General features: G+C 69.4%; 12 protein-coding genes and 1 tRNA gene. 12 read left to right on the top strand and 1 reads right to left on the bottom strand.

Translation table 11 applies throughout. The features are described 5' to 3' along the window. Positions 1-16 precede the first annotated feature (16 nt). The 11 genes from dusB (at position 17) to AC0HS0_RS17670 (ending at position 13370) form a co-directional block, all read left to right on the top strand. On the top strand, positions 17-1219 hold the full coding sequence (gene dusB / locus AC0HS0_RS17720) for a tRNA dihydrouridine synthase DusB (protein ID WP_472965462.1): 1203 nt from the start codon (positions 17-19) through the stop codon (positions 1217-1219). Further along, the gene (locus tag AC0HS0_RS17715; RefSeq protein ID WP_472965461.1) at positions 1209-2522 is read left to right on the top strand and encodes a deoxyguanosinetriphosphate triphosphohydrolase; all 1314 of its coding nucleotides are present in this window, start codon (positions 1209-1211) and stop codon (positions 2520-2522) included. The genes dusB and AC0HS0_RS17715 overlap by 11 nt, the downstream gene beginning before the upstream one ends. Before the next feature lie 76 nt (positions 2523-2598). After that, positions 2599-3591, top strand: a complete 993-nt coding sequence (locus AC0HS0_RS17710) for a DUF4282 domain-containing protein (RefSeq protein WP_472965460.1) — start codon at positions 2599-2601, stop codon at positions 3589-3591. A gap of 29 nt (positions 3592-3620) precedes the next feature. Beyond that, complete coding sequence (dnaG, locus tag AC0HS0_RS17705; protein WP_472965459.1) at positions 3621-5513, top strand: DNA primase; 1893 nt, start codon at positions 3621-3623, stop codon at positions 5511-5513. A 245-nt stretch (positions 5514-5758) separates the two neighbouring features. Continuing rightward, entirely contained in the window at positions 5759-7393 is a 1635-nt protein-coding gene (locus AC0HS0_RS17700; RefSeq protein WP_472965458.1) for an ABC transporter substrate-binding protein, read from the top strand. 79 nt (positions 7394-7472) lie between these two features. Continuing rightward, positions 7473-8570 (top strand): ABC transporter permease, encoded by a 1098-nt coding sequence (locus AC0HS0_RS17695; protein WP_472965457.1) that lies wholly within the window; start codon positions 7473-7475, stop codon positions 8568-8570. Between the two features lies 1 nt (position 8571). Beyond that, positions 8572-9645 (top strand): ABC transporter permease, encoded by a 1074-nt coding sequence (locus tag AC0HS0_RS17690; RefSeq protein ID WP_472965456.1) that lies wholly within the window; start codon positions 8572-8574, stop codon positions 9643-9645. Then, on the top strand, positions 9642-11330 hold the full coding sequence (locus AC0HS0_RS17685; RefSeq protein ID WP_472965455.1) for a dipeptide ABC transporter ATP-binding protein: 1689 nt from the start codon (positions 9642-9644) through the stop codon (positions 11328-11330). The genes AC0HS0_RS17690 and AC0HS0_RS17685 overlap by 4 nt, the downstream gene beginning before the upstream one ends. A gap of 10 nt (positions 11331-11340) precedes the next feature. Further along, positions 11341-12186 (top strand): ATP-binding cassette domain-containing protein, encoded by an 846-nt coding sequence (locus tag AC0HS0_RS17680; RefSeq protein ID WP_472965454.1) that lies wholly within the window; start codon positions 11341-11343, stop codon positions 12184-12186. Positions 12187-12217: 31 nt separating this feature from the next. Continuing rightward, on the top strand, positions 12218-13219 hold the full coding sequence (locus tag AC0HS0_RS17675) for a D-isomer specific 2-hydroxyacid dehydrogenase family protein (RefSeq protein ID WP_472965453.1): 1002 nt from the start codon (positions 12218-12220) through the stop codon (positions 13217-13219). 78 nt (positions 13220-13297) lie between these two features. Next, positions 13298-13370 (top strand) — tRNA-Asn (locus AC0HS0_RS17670). Here the strand turns inward: AC0HS0_RS17670 and AC0HS0_RS17665 are convergent. Further along, complete coding sequence (locus tag AC0HS0_RS17665; RefSeq protein WP_472965554.1) at positions 13332-14690, bottom strand: acyltransferase family protein; 1359 nt, start codon at positions 14688-14690, stop codon at positions 13332-13334. The two genes, AC0HS0_RS17670 and AC0HS0_RS17665, sit on opposite strands and share 39 nt — an antisense overlap. 137 nt (positions 14691-14827) lie before the next feature. Here AC0HS0_RS17665 and AC0HS0_RS17660 point away from each other — a divergent pair, with 137 nt between their 5' ends. Next, positions 14828-15031: a hypothetical protein gene (locus tag AC0HS0_RS17660; protein WP_472965452.1), complete on the top strand. Its 204-nt coding sequence runs from the start codon at positions 14828-14830 to the stop codon at positions 15029-15031. Positions 15032-15037: the final 6 nt, after the last annotated feature.

Below are 15037 nucleotides of genomic sequence, written 5' to 3'. Positions count from 1 at the left end.
GGGAGAATCGATGCAGATGTCTACTACCGCAACCCTAGCCTCCCGCACGGAGACGAGCCCGAGCCTGACCATCGGCCCGCTCGCACTCGACGTGCCGGTCGTCCTCGCACCCATGGCGGGGATCACCAACACCGCCTTCCGCCGGCTCTGCCGCGAGTTCGGCGCGGGCCTCTACGTGAGCGAGATGATCACCTCGCGTGCGCTCGTCGAGCGCACCCCGGAGTCCCTCCGCCTCATCACGCACCACGAGTCGGAGACACCGCGCAGCATCCAGCTCTACGGAGTCGACCCCACGACCGTCCGCGAGGCGGTCACGATGCTCGTCGCGGAGGACCGCGCCGACCACATCGACCTGAACTTCGGCTGCCCGGTGCCCAAGGTCACCCGCAAGGGCGGCGGCGCGGCGCTCCCGTGGAAGCTGAGCCACTTCCGCGAGATCGTGGAGGGCGCCGTCGCGGCCGCCGGCGACATCCCGTTGACCGTCAAGATGCGCAAGGGCATCGACGGCGACCACCTCACCTACCTCGAGGCAGGCAAGGCGGCGGAGGGCGCCGGGGTGGCGTCGATCGCGCTCCACGCCCGCACGGCGGCGGAGTTCTACTCGGGCCACGCCGACTGGTCGGCGATCGCGAAGCTCAAGGAGACGATCACCGGCACGCCCGTGCTCGGCAACGGCGACATCTGGTCTGCGGCCGATGCGATCCGCATGGTCGACGAGACGGGGTGCGACGGCGTCGTGGTCGGCCGCGGCTGCCTCGGGCGTCCATGGCTGTTCGGCGACCTGGCGGCGGCGTTCCGCGCCCGTGCCGGTGAGATCACGGCCGACGAGGCCGCCCTGGCCCAGGCGCACCCGACGCTCGGGCAGGTCGCGGCGACGTTCCGGCGGCACGCGGAGCTCCTCGTGGAGTTCTTCGAGAGCGAGGAGCGCGGCTGCCGCGACATCCGCAAGCACGTCGCGTGGTACTTCAAGGGCTACCCGGTCGGCGGCGACCTCCGGGCGAACCTGGCGACGGTCGACACGCTGGCCCACCTGGATGACCTGCTCGCGACGCTCGACTGGAGCCAGGAGTACCCGGGCGAGGCCGCAGAAGGCCAGCGCGGACGCGCCGGCTCGCCCAAGCGGCCGGCGCTCCCCGAGGGCTGGCTCGACAGCAGGGAGCTGGCGGGCAGCGCACGCGCGGAGGTCGCCGAGGCGGAGGTGCACAACAGTGGCGGATAGCGTAGCCCGACCGGCGGTGGCCCCGGCCGACAGCACTGCCCCGGCCGACAGCACTGTGCCCGCCGACAGCTATGGCGAACGGGACCGCGAGCGCTGGCTCCCCGAGCACCACTCCAGCCGCCGCAGCGATTTCGCTCGCGATCGGGCACGGCTGCTGCACTCGAGCGCCCTGCGCCGGCTTGCGGCCAAGACCCAGGTGCTCAGCCCCACCGCCGGGCTCGACTTCGCCCGCAACCGGCTGACCCACTCGCTGGAGGTCGCCCAGGTCGGTCGCGAGCTCGCCACGAGCCTCGGACTCGACCCCGACATCGTCGACACGGCGTGCCTCGCGCATGACATCGGCCACCCGCCGTTCGGCCACAACGGCGAACGCGCGCTCAACTCGTGGGCGGAGGACATCGGCGGCTTCGAGGGCAACGCCCAGACCCTCCGGCTGCTGACCCGCCTCGAGCCCAAGGTCTTCGGTCGCGACGGCCGTCTGTACGGTCTCAACCTGACACGGGCGAGCCTCGACGCCAGCTGCAAGTACCCCTGGCCCGAGACCCAGTCCGTCGCCGACCCGAGCGGACGCGCCAAGTTCGGCTTCTACGCCGACGATCACGCCGTCTTCGAGTGGATGCGCGACGGGGCTCCGGAGCGGACACGCTGCATCGAGGCCCAGGTCATGGACCTCTCCGACGACATCGCCTACTCGGTGCACGACTTCGAGGACGCCGTGGTCAACGGCTACATCGACGTCGCCGCGCTGAGCAGCCGCGTGGATCACGACGACCTCGTCCGGTCGATGTACGAGTGGGTGGGCGGCGAGTTCAGCCACGACGAGCTCATCGCCGCGTTCGACCGGCTCGACAGCCTCGACATCTGGCTCGAGGGCTGGAACGGCAGCAGGCGGGCGCAGGCGCACCTCAAGAACCTCACGAGTCAGCTCATCGGCCGCTTCGCGCACGCGGCGGTGCACGAGACCAAGCTGACGGCGGGAGGTGTGGAGCTGCGCCGGTTCGGCGCCGACGTCGTCGTACCCGACGCGATCCGCGCCGAGATCGCGGTGCTCAAGGGAATCGTCGCGACGTTCGTGATGTCGCGCAACACCCGCCAGCCCATCTACGCGCAGCAGCGCCAGATCCTCACGACTCTCGCCGACATTCTTCTCGCGCGCGGGCCGCAGGAGCTCGACCCCGGCTTCCAAGAAGACTGGCACCAGGCCGGGAGCGACCGCGAGCGCAAGAGGGTCGTGGTCGACCAGGTCGCGAGCCTCACCGACCAGTCCGCACTGAGTTGGTACGAGCGACTCGTGCAGCACTGACCCGGCGCGCCGCACGCGGGCTTGAAACGTCGGCCCTGGTGCAGAATGCTTGAGGCACGGCATCGGAGGGATACGAATGACCAGCGCACAGCCACCGTCGAACGGCGACAGGCCCGCAGCGGGCCAGGAGGCCGCTCCCCAGGAGGCCGCGGCCACGACCCCGGCGCCTGCACCCAAACGTACGAGCACGCGGCGCACTCCGGCGGCGAAGAAGCCGGAAGACGCAGAGAGCCCGGTCAAGCGCACGCCGTCCGCGCGCAAGCGCTCGACGACCGCGGCCCGTATCTCTCCGAACGGTGAGGCTCCGGAGATCCTCGACGCCATGCTGGGCAAACAGTCTGCGGCTCCGGCTGCGGACACGTCCACGTCTCCGGCGGAGCCTGTGGTTACCGAGCCGACCGTGACCGAGCCGGCCGCAGCCGCATCCCCGGAGCGCGGGCCCGAGCCGTCAGAGACCGAGACCGCTGTTCTGCCGTCCGCCGAAGAGTTCTACCGCGAGCCGACGGCCGAGACCGAGGTGCTCAGCCCTGCAGAAGCCGCCGTCGTCGAGCAGCATCCGGACGAGGTCGATGTCGCGGCGGACCAGGCATCGCCTCGGGCCGCCGATGAGGACGCTCCGGCTCCGTCGGCCGAGACCGCCGCACCGGAGGCCGCCGCACCGGAGGCCGCCGCACCGGAGGCCGCCGCACCGGAGGCCGCCGCACCCGAGGAGGCGCGCCAGGGTCGCAGCATGAACGACTTCGCCGAGCGGCTCGACGACTCCCGCTTCTTCTCGTCGCTGTTCGATTTCACGTTCACGAGCTACGTGACGCGCAAGCTCGCCGGCCCGGTGTACGTCGTCGGTCTCGTCCTGATCGGCCTGGGCATCGTCGTCGGCTTCTCCAACAGCCTCGGCATCGCGATCGCGGCCGACTCTCCCGGAGGCGCGTTCGTCTTCCTCCTGGGCGTGCTGGTGACGCTGGTGGGTGCCATCCTCGCGGTGCTGCTGCTGCGTGTCACGATCGAAGTCTTCTGCGCGATCATCGAGATCGCCCAGAACACGCGCCGCAGAAGGCCGCCTCGCGACTGAGCGTCGGCGCCGATCACTAGAATCGAGTCATGGCCGGCCGGATACGACAGAGTGACATCGACGAGGTCAAGGCCCGCACCAACATCGCCGACATCATCGGCGACTACGTCAGCCTGAAGCCGGGCGGCGTCGGCTCGCTCAAAGGACTCTGCCCGTTCCACGACGAGAAGAGTCCGAGCTTCAACGTCCGGCCCGGCGTCGGCCGGTACCACTGCTTCGGCTGCGGCGAGGGCGGCGACGTCTACGCCTTCCTCGTCAAGCTCGACCACGTCTCGTTCACCGAGGCCGTCGAGCGTCTCGCGGGCCGCATCGGTTACCAGCTGCACTACGAGGAGGGCGGGGGAGGCCCGAGCGAGTCGAGCGGCAACCGTGCGCGCATCCTCGCCGCCAACAACGCCGCCGAGGAGTTCTTCCGCGAGCGTCTCGCGGCGCCCGATGCCGACCCTGGTCGGCGCTTCCTCGGTGAACGCGGGTTCGACGCTGCGGCGGCCTCCCGCTTCGGAGTGGGATACGCCCCGAAGAGCTGGGATGAGCTCACCAAGCACCTGCGCACGAAGGGATTCACCCCCGACGAACTCCTCGCCGCCGGGCTCGTCTCGCAGCGCGACCGTGGCGTCTACGACCGGTTCCGCGGGCGCCTGGTCTGGCCGATCCGCGACGTGACAGGACAGACCATCGGATTCGGTGCGCGACGGCTTCTCGACGACGACAACGGCCCGAAGTACCTCAATACCCCCGAGACGGCCGTCTACAAGAAGACGCAGGTGCTCTACGGCCTCGACCTCGCCAAACGCGACATCTCGCGACGCGACGAGGTCGTCGTGGTGGAGGGCTACACGGACGTGATGGCGTGCCACCTCGCGGGAATCACGACGGCCGTGGCCACCTGCGGCACGGCGTTCGGCGTCGATCACATCAAGGTGATCCGACGGGTGATGGGCGACGACAGCAGCACCGGATCCGTCATCTTCACGTTCGACCCCGACTCCGCCGGCCAGAAGGCCGCTGCGCGCGCTTTCGGCGAGGAGCAGCGCTTCTCCGCGCAGACCTATGTGGCCGTCGGCCCGGACGGTCTCGACCCCTGCGACCTGCGGCTGGCCGGAGGCGACGACGCCGTGCGCCGGATGATCGACAACCGCAAGCCGATGTTCGAGTTCATGATCCGGCAGGTTGTCGAGCGCTTCGACCTCGACTCGGTGGAGGGCCGCTCGTCGGCGCTGCGCGCCGGCGCGCCGATCGTGGCGACCATCCGGGACCCGGCGTCCCAGAACGGCTACACCCGCGAGCTCGCTCGCCTCTCCGGAGCGGATCTCGACGACGCACTGCGCGCCGTGCGGTCGGCACAGCGCAGCAACCGCGGCGACTCGGCTTCGCGGGCCGCCGGCCAGCCGTCTCAACGCCCTCAGCAGTCCGATCCGTATGCCCCTCAGGACTCCTCGCCCTCAGCGCCCGCGCCCATCCGGGAGGCCGACCCGACCGACCCGACGCAGCGCACCGAGCGCGAGAGCCTGATGGTGCTCCTCCAGCTGCCCGCGGAGGTCGGCGCCGAGCGTGCCGCGCGCGCGGTTCAGGTGCCGTTCGTCAATCCGACGCACGCGGTCGTGCGCGACGCGATCGCCAGTCAGCTTCCCTCGATGGCCGACCCCGGCTGGGTGGACCGCATCGTCGCCGAGGTCCCGCAGGCGTACGAGCCGACTGTCAATGCCCTCGCCGTGGCCGCTCTGCCGCAGGCCGGCTCTGACACCGGCCGGTACGCCCGTTCGATCCTCGACGGACTCATCGACCGCGACCTCCTGCGTGAGAAGGCCGAGCTGACCTCCCGTCTGGCCCGGACCGACCCGCAGAACGCCGACCTGCGCCGATCGCTGCAGGTGGCGCTGTCGTCCATCGACCAGGAGCGGATGCGCTTGCGCGGCGAGTAGGTCTACGGGCACCTCAGCGGCGACACAGAATAGGGCATCGGTACGTCGCCACGACGGAATCCGTGTCATCGTGCGCGGATGCGCGCGATATTGTTGCGTCGATGTAAAGATTGCGCCGCGATCCGCGGCAGGATGCGCATTCCACGCTGCATCCATGCTAGGACTGTGGCTACGCGATTCGGCGACGAGGCACTCGCGTGCGCTCGGCCGTCTCAGTGACCCCACCAAGGAAGAGGTAATCGGATATGAGATCCGTTCACATCGGCGGACGGCGCCTGCTCGCCGTCTCAGCGGCCTTCGCGGCCGCGGCGCTGGTGCTCGCGGGCTGCTCGGGGAGCAACAACAGCTCCAGCGGCGGCAGCGGCGGCACGTTGACCATCGGCACGACCGACAAGATCACGTCGATCGACCCGGCCGGTTCGTACGACAACGGCTCCTTCGCCGTGATGAACCAGGTCTACCCGTTCCTGATGAACTCGCCCTACGGCAGCCCGGACGTCAAGCCGGACATCGCCCAGAGCGCCACGTTCACGTCGCCGACCGAGTACACCGTCAAGCTCAAGCCGAACCTGAAGTTCGCGAACGGTCACTCGCTGACCTCCGAGGACGTCAAGTTCACGTTCGACCGTCAGCTGAAGATCAACGACCCGAACGGCCCCGCGTCGCTTCTGGGCAACCTCGACAGCGTGAGCACCCCGGACAAGACCACCGCGGTCTTCAAGCTGAAGGTGCCGAACGACCAGACCTTCCCGCAGGTGCTCTCGAGCCCGGCCGGCCCGATCGTCGACCACCAGGTCTTCTCGGCCGACAAGGTCACCGCTGACAACACCATCGTCAAGGGTCACCCGTTCGCCGGTCAGTACGACATCACGAGCTATGACTTCAACAACCTGATCGCGTACAAGGCGAACCCGAACTACGACGGCCTGCTGGGCAAGCCGGCCACCGAGAAGGTCAACGTCAAGTACTACGCGGAGTCGTCGAACCTGAAGCTCGACATCCAGAAGAACGCGATCGACGTCGCCTACCGCAGCCTCTCGGCGACCGACATCGAGAGCCTCGGCACCGATAAGAACGTCAAGGTCGTCAAGGGCCCGGGTGGTGAGCTCCGCTACATCGTCTGGAACTTCAACACCCAGCCGTACGGCGCCACCACTCCGGAGGCCGACGCCAAGAAGGCCCTCGCCGTGCGCCAGGCTGCTGCCGACCTCGTCGACCGCGCGACCATCGCGAAGCAGGTCTACAAGGACACCTACAGCCCGGCGTACTCCTACGTGCCGCAGGGCCTGACCGGCGCCACCACCGTGCTGAAGGACCTCTACGGCGACGGCAACGGAGGCCCGAGCCTCGACAAGGCGAAGGCCGCCCTCCAGGCCGCAGGCGTGACCACCCCGGTCGCTCTCAACCTGCAGTACAACCCGGACCACTACGGCCCGTCTTCCGGTGACGAGTACGCGCTCGTGAAGGAGCAGCTCGAGAACGGCGGCCTGTTCAAGGTCAACCTGCAGTCGACCGAGTGGGTCCAGTACTCCAAGGACCGCGTGAAGGACCTCTACCCGGCGTACCAGCTGGGCTGGTTCCCGGACTACTCCGACGCGGACAACTACCTGTCGCCGTTCTTCACCAAGGACAACTTCCTGGCGAACCACTACGACAACCCCGAGGTCCAGCAGTTGATCACCCAGCAGCTGGGCACGACCGACAAGGCCGTGCGCACCAAGCTGATCGAGGAGATCCAGGCGAAGGTCGCCGCCGACCTGTCCACCCTGCCGCTGCTGCAGGGCGCGCAGGTCGCCGTGGTGGGCAAGAGCGTCTCGGGCGCCGACAAGACGCTCGACCCGTCGTTCAAGTTCCGCTACGCAGCTCTCTCGAAGGGCTAGGTCGCTCCAGCGACCGAACCGGGGGCGGCTCGCCGAGTGCGAGCCCCCCCCACCCACGAACCACCCACGATTGGCTCCCATGACAGCGACTGTCAGCGGCCCGGCAGCCCCCACCGCTCCAGGCCCCGAACGAACCAAGGCGCGTCGGCGATCGGGAGGCGGCCTCGGCCGCTACATCCTGATCCGCGCCCTTCTCATCATCCCGACGATCTTCATCCTCGTCACGGTCGTCTTCTTCCTGATGCGGTCCACAGGTGACCCCATCACGGCGGCGCTCGGCGGCAAGCTGCCTCCCGCGCAGCTCGCCCAGCGCATCCACGAGGCCGGCTACGACCGGCCCCTGCTCGTGCAGTACTTCGACTACCTCGGACAGCTGCTGCGGGGCGACTTCGGCACCACCTTCACCGACAATCAGCCGGTGACCCAGGTGCTGATCCACTACGGCGCCGCGACGCTCGAGCTCGCGTTCTACGCGCTCATCGTCGCGTTCATCGTCGGCATCCCGCTCGGCCTGGTCGCGGCGTACTTCCGCGACCGCTACGGCGACGCCGCCCTGCGCATCTTCGCGATCCTCTGCTATGCCACGCCGGTGTTCTTCGCCGGTATGGTCCTCAAGCTCATCTTCTCGATCTGGCTGGACTGGCTCCCGGTCGCAGGGCGCGCCTCCACGAGCTCGGAGATCGAGATGCAGACCCTGCCCAACAAGACGGGGATCTACCTGATCGACGCCTTCCAGACCGGAGATCCGGCCGTCGTCGGCGACGTGCTGGTGCACGCGATCCTGCCGGCCGTGACGCTCGGCCTGCTCACGGCGGGGATCTTCCTCCGCCTCGTGCGCACCAACGTCATCGGGACGCTGTCCACCGACTACGTGGACGCGGCCCGCTCGCGCGGCGTGAGCGAGAGCCGGCTGGTCCGCAAGCACGCGTACCGCCCCGCGCTCATCCCGATCATCACGGTCATCGGCCTCCAGATCGCTCTGCTGCTCGGCGGCGCCATCCTGACCGAGACGACCTTCGAGTGGAAGGGCCTCGGCTTCCAGCTGGAGCACTACCTGCAGTCGCGCGACTTCGTGGCGGTGCAGGGCATGGTCGTGCTGCTCGCCGTCATCGTCGCCGTCACCAACTTCATCGTCGACATCATCGCGGCGCTCATCGACCCGAGAGTGAGGTACTGACATGACCTCGCACACGAACAGCACCGCCCCCAAGCGCAGCATCTGGAGCAGGCTCCCCGTCGTGCATCAGCTGCGGCAGTCCGTGGGACTGCAGCGCGGGATGCTCGTCGTGGGCCTCGTGCTCACCGGCATCTTCATCCTGACGGCGATCTTCGCACCGCTCATCGCCCCGTACGGCTTCGCGCAGCTGAAGGACGCTCAGGGCCAGTTCGGCTCGCAGCAGCCGCCGAGCCCCGCACACATCTGGGGAACGACGGTCGGCGGCTACGACGTCTTCTCGCGCGTGATCTGGGGAGCGCAGACCGCGATCCTCGTGATCATCGTCGCCGTCATCCTCTCGATCTTCGCCGGCGTGATCCTCGGTCTCATCTCGGGCTACTTCGGTGGCTGGGTCGACCGGGTGCTCGTCGTGATCGCCGACGCGATCTACGCGTTCCCGTCCCTCCTGCTCGCGATCGTCATGGCGATCGTCATCTCGGGAGGCCAGTCGAGCCTCTGGGGCGGCATCCTGGCGGCGGCGATCTCGATCACCGTCGTCTACATCCCGCAGTACTTCCGGGTGATCCGGTCGGAGGTCGTGCGGATCAAGGCGGAGGCCTACGTCGAGTCGGCCAAGGTCGTCGGCGCGAGCAACGGCCGCATCATGTTCCGTCACGTGCTGCGCAACTCCACCCGCACGCTGCCGCTGATCTTCACGCTGAACTCGTCGGAGGCCATCCTCACGCTGGCCGCGCTCGGCTTCCTCGGCTTCGGCATCGAGCCGACGGCCGCGGCCGAGTGGGGCTATGACCTGCAGAAGGCGCTCTCCGACGTGACGAGCGGCATCTGGTGGACGGCCATCTACCCGGGCCTCGCGATCGTGCTGGTGGTGCTCGGCATCACCCTGGTCGGCGAGAGCCTCAACGACCTGGCCGACCCGCGTCTGCGCGGCCGTCGCCGCGCCGCCGAGGCGTCCGGCGAGGTCGCAGAGACCTCGGTCGTCCCCGGCGGCCCGCTGTCAGCGGGCCCCGGCGGCCTAGACGGTCTCGAAGGCGGAGAGTCGTTCGACGAGCACGGAATCGAGGTCAAGCCATGAGCGACGTCGTCACCATCGACAACCTGTCGGTGACGTTCGCCACCGACGCCGGCGCTGTGAAGGCGGTCGACGATGTGAGCCTCCGGGTCGCCCCGGGCGAAGTGCTCGCGATCGTCGGGGAGTCCGGTTCGGGCAAGACGGTCACCGCCAAGACGATCCTCGGCCTGCTGCCGGAGACCGCGACGGCCTCCGGCGCGGTCGTGCTCCGCAGCAAGGACGGCAGCAGCGAGTCCGACATCGTGACCCTGGGCAAGAGCGAGCTGCGCGAGGTTCGCGGCACCGACGTGGCGATGGTCTTCCAGGAGCCGTCCACCGCGCTGAACCCGGTGTACCAGGTCGGCTGGCAGATCGCAGAGGGCCTGCGGGCCCACGAGAAGCTCTCGAAGAAGCAGGCGCAGCAGAAGGCGGTCGACATCCTCCGGCGCGTCGGCATCCCCGAGCCGGAGAAGCGGGTCAAGTACTACCCGCACCAGTTCTCGGGAGGTCAGAAGCAGCGCATCGTCATCGCCATGGCCCTGGTGCTGAACCCGGGCCTGATCGTCGCGGACGAGCCGACGACCGCGCTCGACGTCACGGTGCAGGCCGAGATCCTCGACCTGCTGCGGCGATGCCGCGACGAGTTCGGCGCGGCCATCGTGCTGATCACGCACAACATGGGCGTGGTCGCCGACCTGGCCGACCGGGTCGCGGTCATGTACCAGGGCAAGGTCGTGGAGGAGGCCGACGCACGGACGCTGTTCGCCGCGCCGAAGGCCGAGTACACGCGCAAGCTCCTGGCGTCGGTGCCGCGGATCGGGCAGGGCGCCATCGCGACGCAGGACCGCGCGATCGCACGGGCCGAGCGCCCCGAGGAGGCACCGGTGGTCGCCGCGCGCGACCTGCGGATCCAGTACCCGGGCCGCCTCGGCCGGCCTGGCTTCGTGGCCGTGGACGGCGTGAGCTTCGACATCCGGCCGGGCGAAGTGCTCGGACTGGTGGGCGAGTCCGGTTCGGGCAAGACCACGATCGGCCGTGCCATCGCCGGTCTGGGCAAGGTCACCGACGGCTCGCTGAAGGTGCTCGGGATCGAGATGAACGGCGTGCGCGAGCGGCAGTTCCGCAAGGTGCGCAGCGACATCGGGTTCGTGTTCCAGGACCCGGCGTCGAGCTTCAACCCGCTGCTGACGATCGCCGACTGCGTCGCCGAGCCGCTCGTCGTGCACGGCAGGGCGTCTTCGCCGTCGGCTGCGCGCACCCGGGTCGATGAGCTCTTGGAGGCCGTGCAGCTGCCGCGCAATTACGGCGACCGGTTCCCGCACGAGCTGTCGGGCGGTCAGCGCCAGCGCGCGAGCCTCGCCCGTGCCCTCGCCCTGGAGCCCACGCTGCTGATCGCCGACGAGCCGACCTCCGCGCTCGACGTCTCGGTTCAGGCCCGCGTGCTGGAGCTGTTCTCGGACCTGCAGCGGGAGTTCGGCTTCGCCGCGCTGTTCATCAGTCACGACCTCGCCGTCGTCGACCTGCTCGCCGACCGGATCGCGGTGCTTCACCGTGGCAAGCTCGTCGAGGAGGGCACGGGTGCCGAGGTGCTCGGCAGCCCGAAGGAGACGTATACGCAGCGGCTGCTCGCGTCCCTCCCGGTTCCGGACCCGGTCGAACAGGCCGACCGGCGGGAGGCACTGCGCGCATTGCGCGAACAGAGCGCATAGGGTCGAATATGTGAGTTCCGAACCCGCCGTCGTCGTCAGCGACCTCTCCGTCGAATACCCCGCCCGCGGGGCGAGCCCGTCCTGTGTCGCCCTCCGCGGGGTGAGCTTCCGGCTGGAGGCGGGTCAGTCGATCGGCGTGCTGGGCGAGACGGGTTCGGGCAAGAGCACGCTGGCGTCGGTGCTCGCCGGGCGGGGGCTTCCCCTCCGCTCCGGCGAGCCCGGGCCGCGGATCAGCGGAGGCGATGCGACCGTGCTCGGCCATTCGCTGCGGCACGCCCGCAAGCGCGATCTGGCCGAGGTGACCTTCCATGTGGGCTATCTGCCGCAGGAGGCCGCGACCACGCTCGAGCCGACGCTGTCGGTGCAGGACAACGTCTCGCTGCCGATCTTCGAGCGCGACCACCATTACAGCCGTCGGGCTGCGGGGGAGCGGGCGGCGTTCATGCTGGACACGGTCCACCTTCCGCTGAGCGTCCTGAGCAAGTATCCCTATGAGCTCAGCGCCGGGCAGCGGCAGCGCGTCGCGCTGGCCAAAGCGTTGGTTCTCGGACCGCAGGTGCTGGTGGTCGACGAGCCGACAGCGGGGATCGACGCCACAGTCCGCGACGCCGTCATCGACCTCCTGGCCCAGTTGCGCGAGCACGAGGGCTTCACCGCGGTGATCGTGAGCCACGATCTCGCGGTGCTTCGTCGTGCGACGGACCTCTCGATCGTGCTGCAGGCCGGGCGTCCGGTCGCCTACGGGCCGATCGAAGAGGTGCTCGCCGATCCGTCGCACCCGTTCGTCCGCGGGCTGGCAGACGCGCTCAAGCCGCCGCAGCGCCGCACCGAGCGTCGCCCCCAGCGCGCACGCTGACCGCACACCGATCATCTTCAGGAGGAACGCCATGGCCGACCGCATCCCCCAGCACCGAGCCGTGCTCGCCCCGGGCGGCGCGCCGCTCGCGCCCGAGGACAGGCCGGAGCCCGGACCCATCGCCGTGCTCCCGACGGCCGAGCCGTCCTTCGTGGCGGCGGTGGAGGCCGCGGGAGGCACAGTCGAGCCGCTCTCCGACCGCACGCGCGGCGTGGTGTGGCTGTCCAACAAGGACGCGGCCGCCTTCCCTCCGATCCTGGAGGCGCATCCGGGGATCGGCTGGGTGCAGCTGCCGTTCGCCGGCGTCGACGCCTTCGCCGGCATCATCGCGTCGGAGGCCCGCCCCGGGCTGGTGTGGACGAGCGCGAAAGGCGCGTACGCGCAGCCCGTCGCCGAGCACGCGCTCGTTCTGACGCTCGCGCTGATGAGGGTCATCCCCACGCGCGTCCGCGCGAAGTCCTGGTCGACGGTCGAGGAGGGCCGCTCGCTGTACGGGCGGGAGGTCGTGATCGTCGGTGCGGGCGGGATCGCCCTCGAGCTCATGGTGCTGCTGGCGCCGTTCGGCGTGCACGTGACCATCGTCCGACGGTCGTCCGACCCGGTCGAGGGCGCGGAGCGCACGGTCACGACCGACCACCTGCTCGACGTCCTCCCGAGCGCCGATGTCGTCGTGACCGCGGCCGCCCTCACAGGAGGCACCCGCCGGCTGTTCTCTGACGCCGAGTTCGCCGCGATGAAGTCGACGGCCTACCTGGTGAACATCGCCCGTGGCGGCCTCGTCGACACCGACGCCCTGCTTCGCGCGCTGCGCGACGGGGAGATCGCCGGAGCCGGCATCGACGTCACCGATCCGGAGCCGCTGCCGGACGGGCATCCGCTCTGGGACGAGGACGCGTGCCTCATCACGCCGCACCAGGCGGACACGTCCGAAATGGTCGCCCCGCTGCTGGCCGACCGCATCGGCGCGAACGTCCGTGCATTCCTCGGCGAGGGCGAATTCGTCGGCCGCGTGGACCCGGATGCGGGCTACTGAGCGCGACTCGCGCGGGATGCCTGGCCGATTTCTCTCGGTGGTCGAAGTCTTGCTAGAGTAGCTTCGCTGATCAAGCATTCCTCGATAGCTCAATTGGCAGAGCAGCCGGCTGTTAACCGGCAGGTTCTTGGTTCGAGTCCAAGTCGGGGAGCCGCGAAGGCCCGGGCGTGAAAGCGTCCGGGCCTTTCTGTTGCCCGGACGGGTGTGCGCTGGCGGGGTGTGCGCTGGCGGTGTGTTCGCCGACCGGGTGTGCGCCGGCCGGGCCGCTCGGAGCCGTGGCCGCACCCGCGCCCGAGAGCAGTCGGCCGACACGGCGCGACAGACCGATGGACGGCTGCTCGACCAGACGGTAGAAGAGGACGGCCACCAGCAGCACGACCGGCACGAGCCCGGCGGCGATCGCCAGCCACGGCCACCAGCCCGAGACACCGACCAGCAGGGCGGCGGCGACGATGATCGGCTCGTGCACCAGGTAGATGCTGAAGGAACGCTTGCCGACCCACTGCACGGGCCGCGCCTCCAACGGACGTCTCGCCGGACTCGCGAACGCGAGAGCGACGATCGTGGTGACGCCGACGAGGCTGAGCAGATAGGCGAACGCCTGGAGCGGTCCCCAGCCGGCGGGCGCGATGATCGACGGAGAGACCGCGAAGAGCAGCGCACCGGCGACGATCGGCCACCAGGTGCGGATCCGCGCCGCCGCACTCCGGATGGCGTCCTTCTGGAAGGCGAGCAGCATCCCGATCGCGAAGACCGGCAGGTACTGCAACATATCGGCGGTGAGCCAGGAGACGGGGAGGGCAGCGCGGACCACATCGAAGCGCGCCAGCGCCGACAGCGCCATCAGGATGGGGATCGCCGCCCACCACCACCGGGTCGCCCGGGTGACTCGGATGAGCACGAACATCAGCGGCATGAGCAGCGAGAACCAGACTTCCCAGGTCAGCGACCAGAGCGGGCTGTTGAGGTTGGAGGTGCCGAACAGCAGCAGGGCGTCGTGCCAGACGTCGTGCACGGTCGGTGCGTGGTGGGAGCCGAGCCAGCCTCCGATGGCCGGGTCGCGGGGCACAGCGATCGCGAGCACCAGCGCGAACGCGAGCGCGCCCCAGACCGGGAGGTAGAGCCGCACCACCCGGCGTCCGTAGTAGGCGAGCGTCGACCGTCCCGTGGGAGGCCGCACCAGGAAGGGGAGGGTGAGTACGAATCCCGACAGCACGAAGAACACCAGAACGGCCTCGTGTCCGGCGAAGAGCAGCCGTAGCGGTGTGGCGTAGAGCCACCACTCCGGTGTGAAGGTCTCGGGTTGGACCTTGTCGACGTAGACGGCCGAGATCGCCGGGACGACCAGCAGCGCGTGGTATCCGACGACGATGAGCGAGGCGACGCCGCGCAGCCCGTCGAGCGCGGCGTAGCGGGACTCGGCGGCAGCTCGGATCGGGGCGGGTTCCACGGATAGCTGAGCGGGGCTCATGTTTGTGTAGCGTAGCCCCGATTGCCTCCCGATCCGCAGGCCCCGAACGGGGGACGGGCGCTGCGGCATCGACGAGCCGGCGCATACTCCTCACGGAATACATCCTCCGTTCACCTGAAACTGAGTATCATTCGGCCATGAGCGACAGGGAGCGGGACGAGCGCGAGCCCGAAGAAGCGGACGAACCGGTCGAGGACTACGAGAACGACGACGACGAACAGCGCGAGTCGCTGGAACGCGAGGCGGGACTGTCCAGCTTCGGCGGCCCCGCGTTCGGGCCGCTGTTCGGTCGGCCCGACGGCGACGACGGCGAGGTCTTCGACGCGCAGCACAACCCGTGAGTTCCG

The sequence above is a fragment of the Leifsonia sp. PARNA 1/14 genome (assembly GCF_055720965.1).
Note: the sequence above shows the minus strand (reverse complement) of the source record. Positions and strands in the feature narration are given on the sequence as shown.

Excerpts from the sequence above, each read along its gene's own strand:
- dusB (WP_472965462.1), top strand. The coding sequence starts at position 17 with ATGTCTACTACCGCAACCCTAGCCTCCCGCACGGAGACGAGCCCGAGC.
- AC0HS0_RS17710 (WP_472965460.1), top strand. The coding sequence starts at position 2,599 with ATGACCAGCGCACAGCCACCGTCGAACGGCGACAGGCCCGCAGCGGGC.
- dnaG (WP_472965459.1), top strand. The coding sequence starts at position 3,621 with ATGGCCGGCCGGATACGACAGAGTGACATCGACGAGGTCAAGGCCCGC.
- AC0HS0_RS17700 (WP_472965458.1), top strand. The coding sequence starts at position 5,759 with ATGAGATCCGTTCACATCGGCGGACGGCGCCTGCTCGCCGTCTCAGCG.
- AC0HS0_RS17695 (WP_472965457.1), top strand. The coding sequence starts at position 7,473 with ATGACAGCGACTGTCAGCGGCCCGGCAGCCCCCACCGCTCCAGGCCCC.
- AC0HS0_RS17690 (WP_472965456.1), top strand. The coding sequence starts at position 8,572 with ATGACCTCGCACACGAACAGCACCGCCCCCAAGCGCAGCATCTGGAGC.
- AC0HS0_RS17685 (WP_472965455.1), top strand. The coding sequence starts at position 9,642 with ATGAGCGACGTCGTCACCATCGACAACCTGTCGGTGACGTTCGCCACC.
- AC0HS0_RS17675 (WP_472965453.1), top strand. The coding sequence starts at position 12,218 with ATGGCCGACCGCATCCCCCAGCACCGAGCCGTGCTCGCCCCGGGCGGC.
- AC0HS0_RS17665 (WP_472965554.1), bottom strand. The coding sequence starts at position 14,690 with ATGAGCCCCGCTCAGCTATCCGTGGAACCCGCCCCGATCCGAGCTGCC.
- AC0HS0_RS17660 (WP_472965452.1), top strand. The coding sequence starts at position 14,828 with ATGAGCGACAGGGAGCGGGACGAGCGCGAGCCCGAAGAAGCGGACGAA.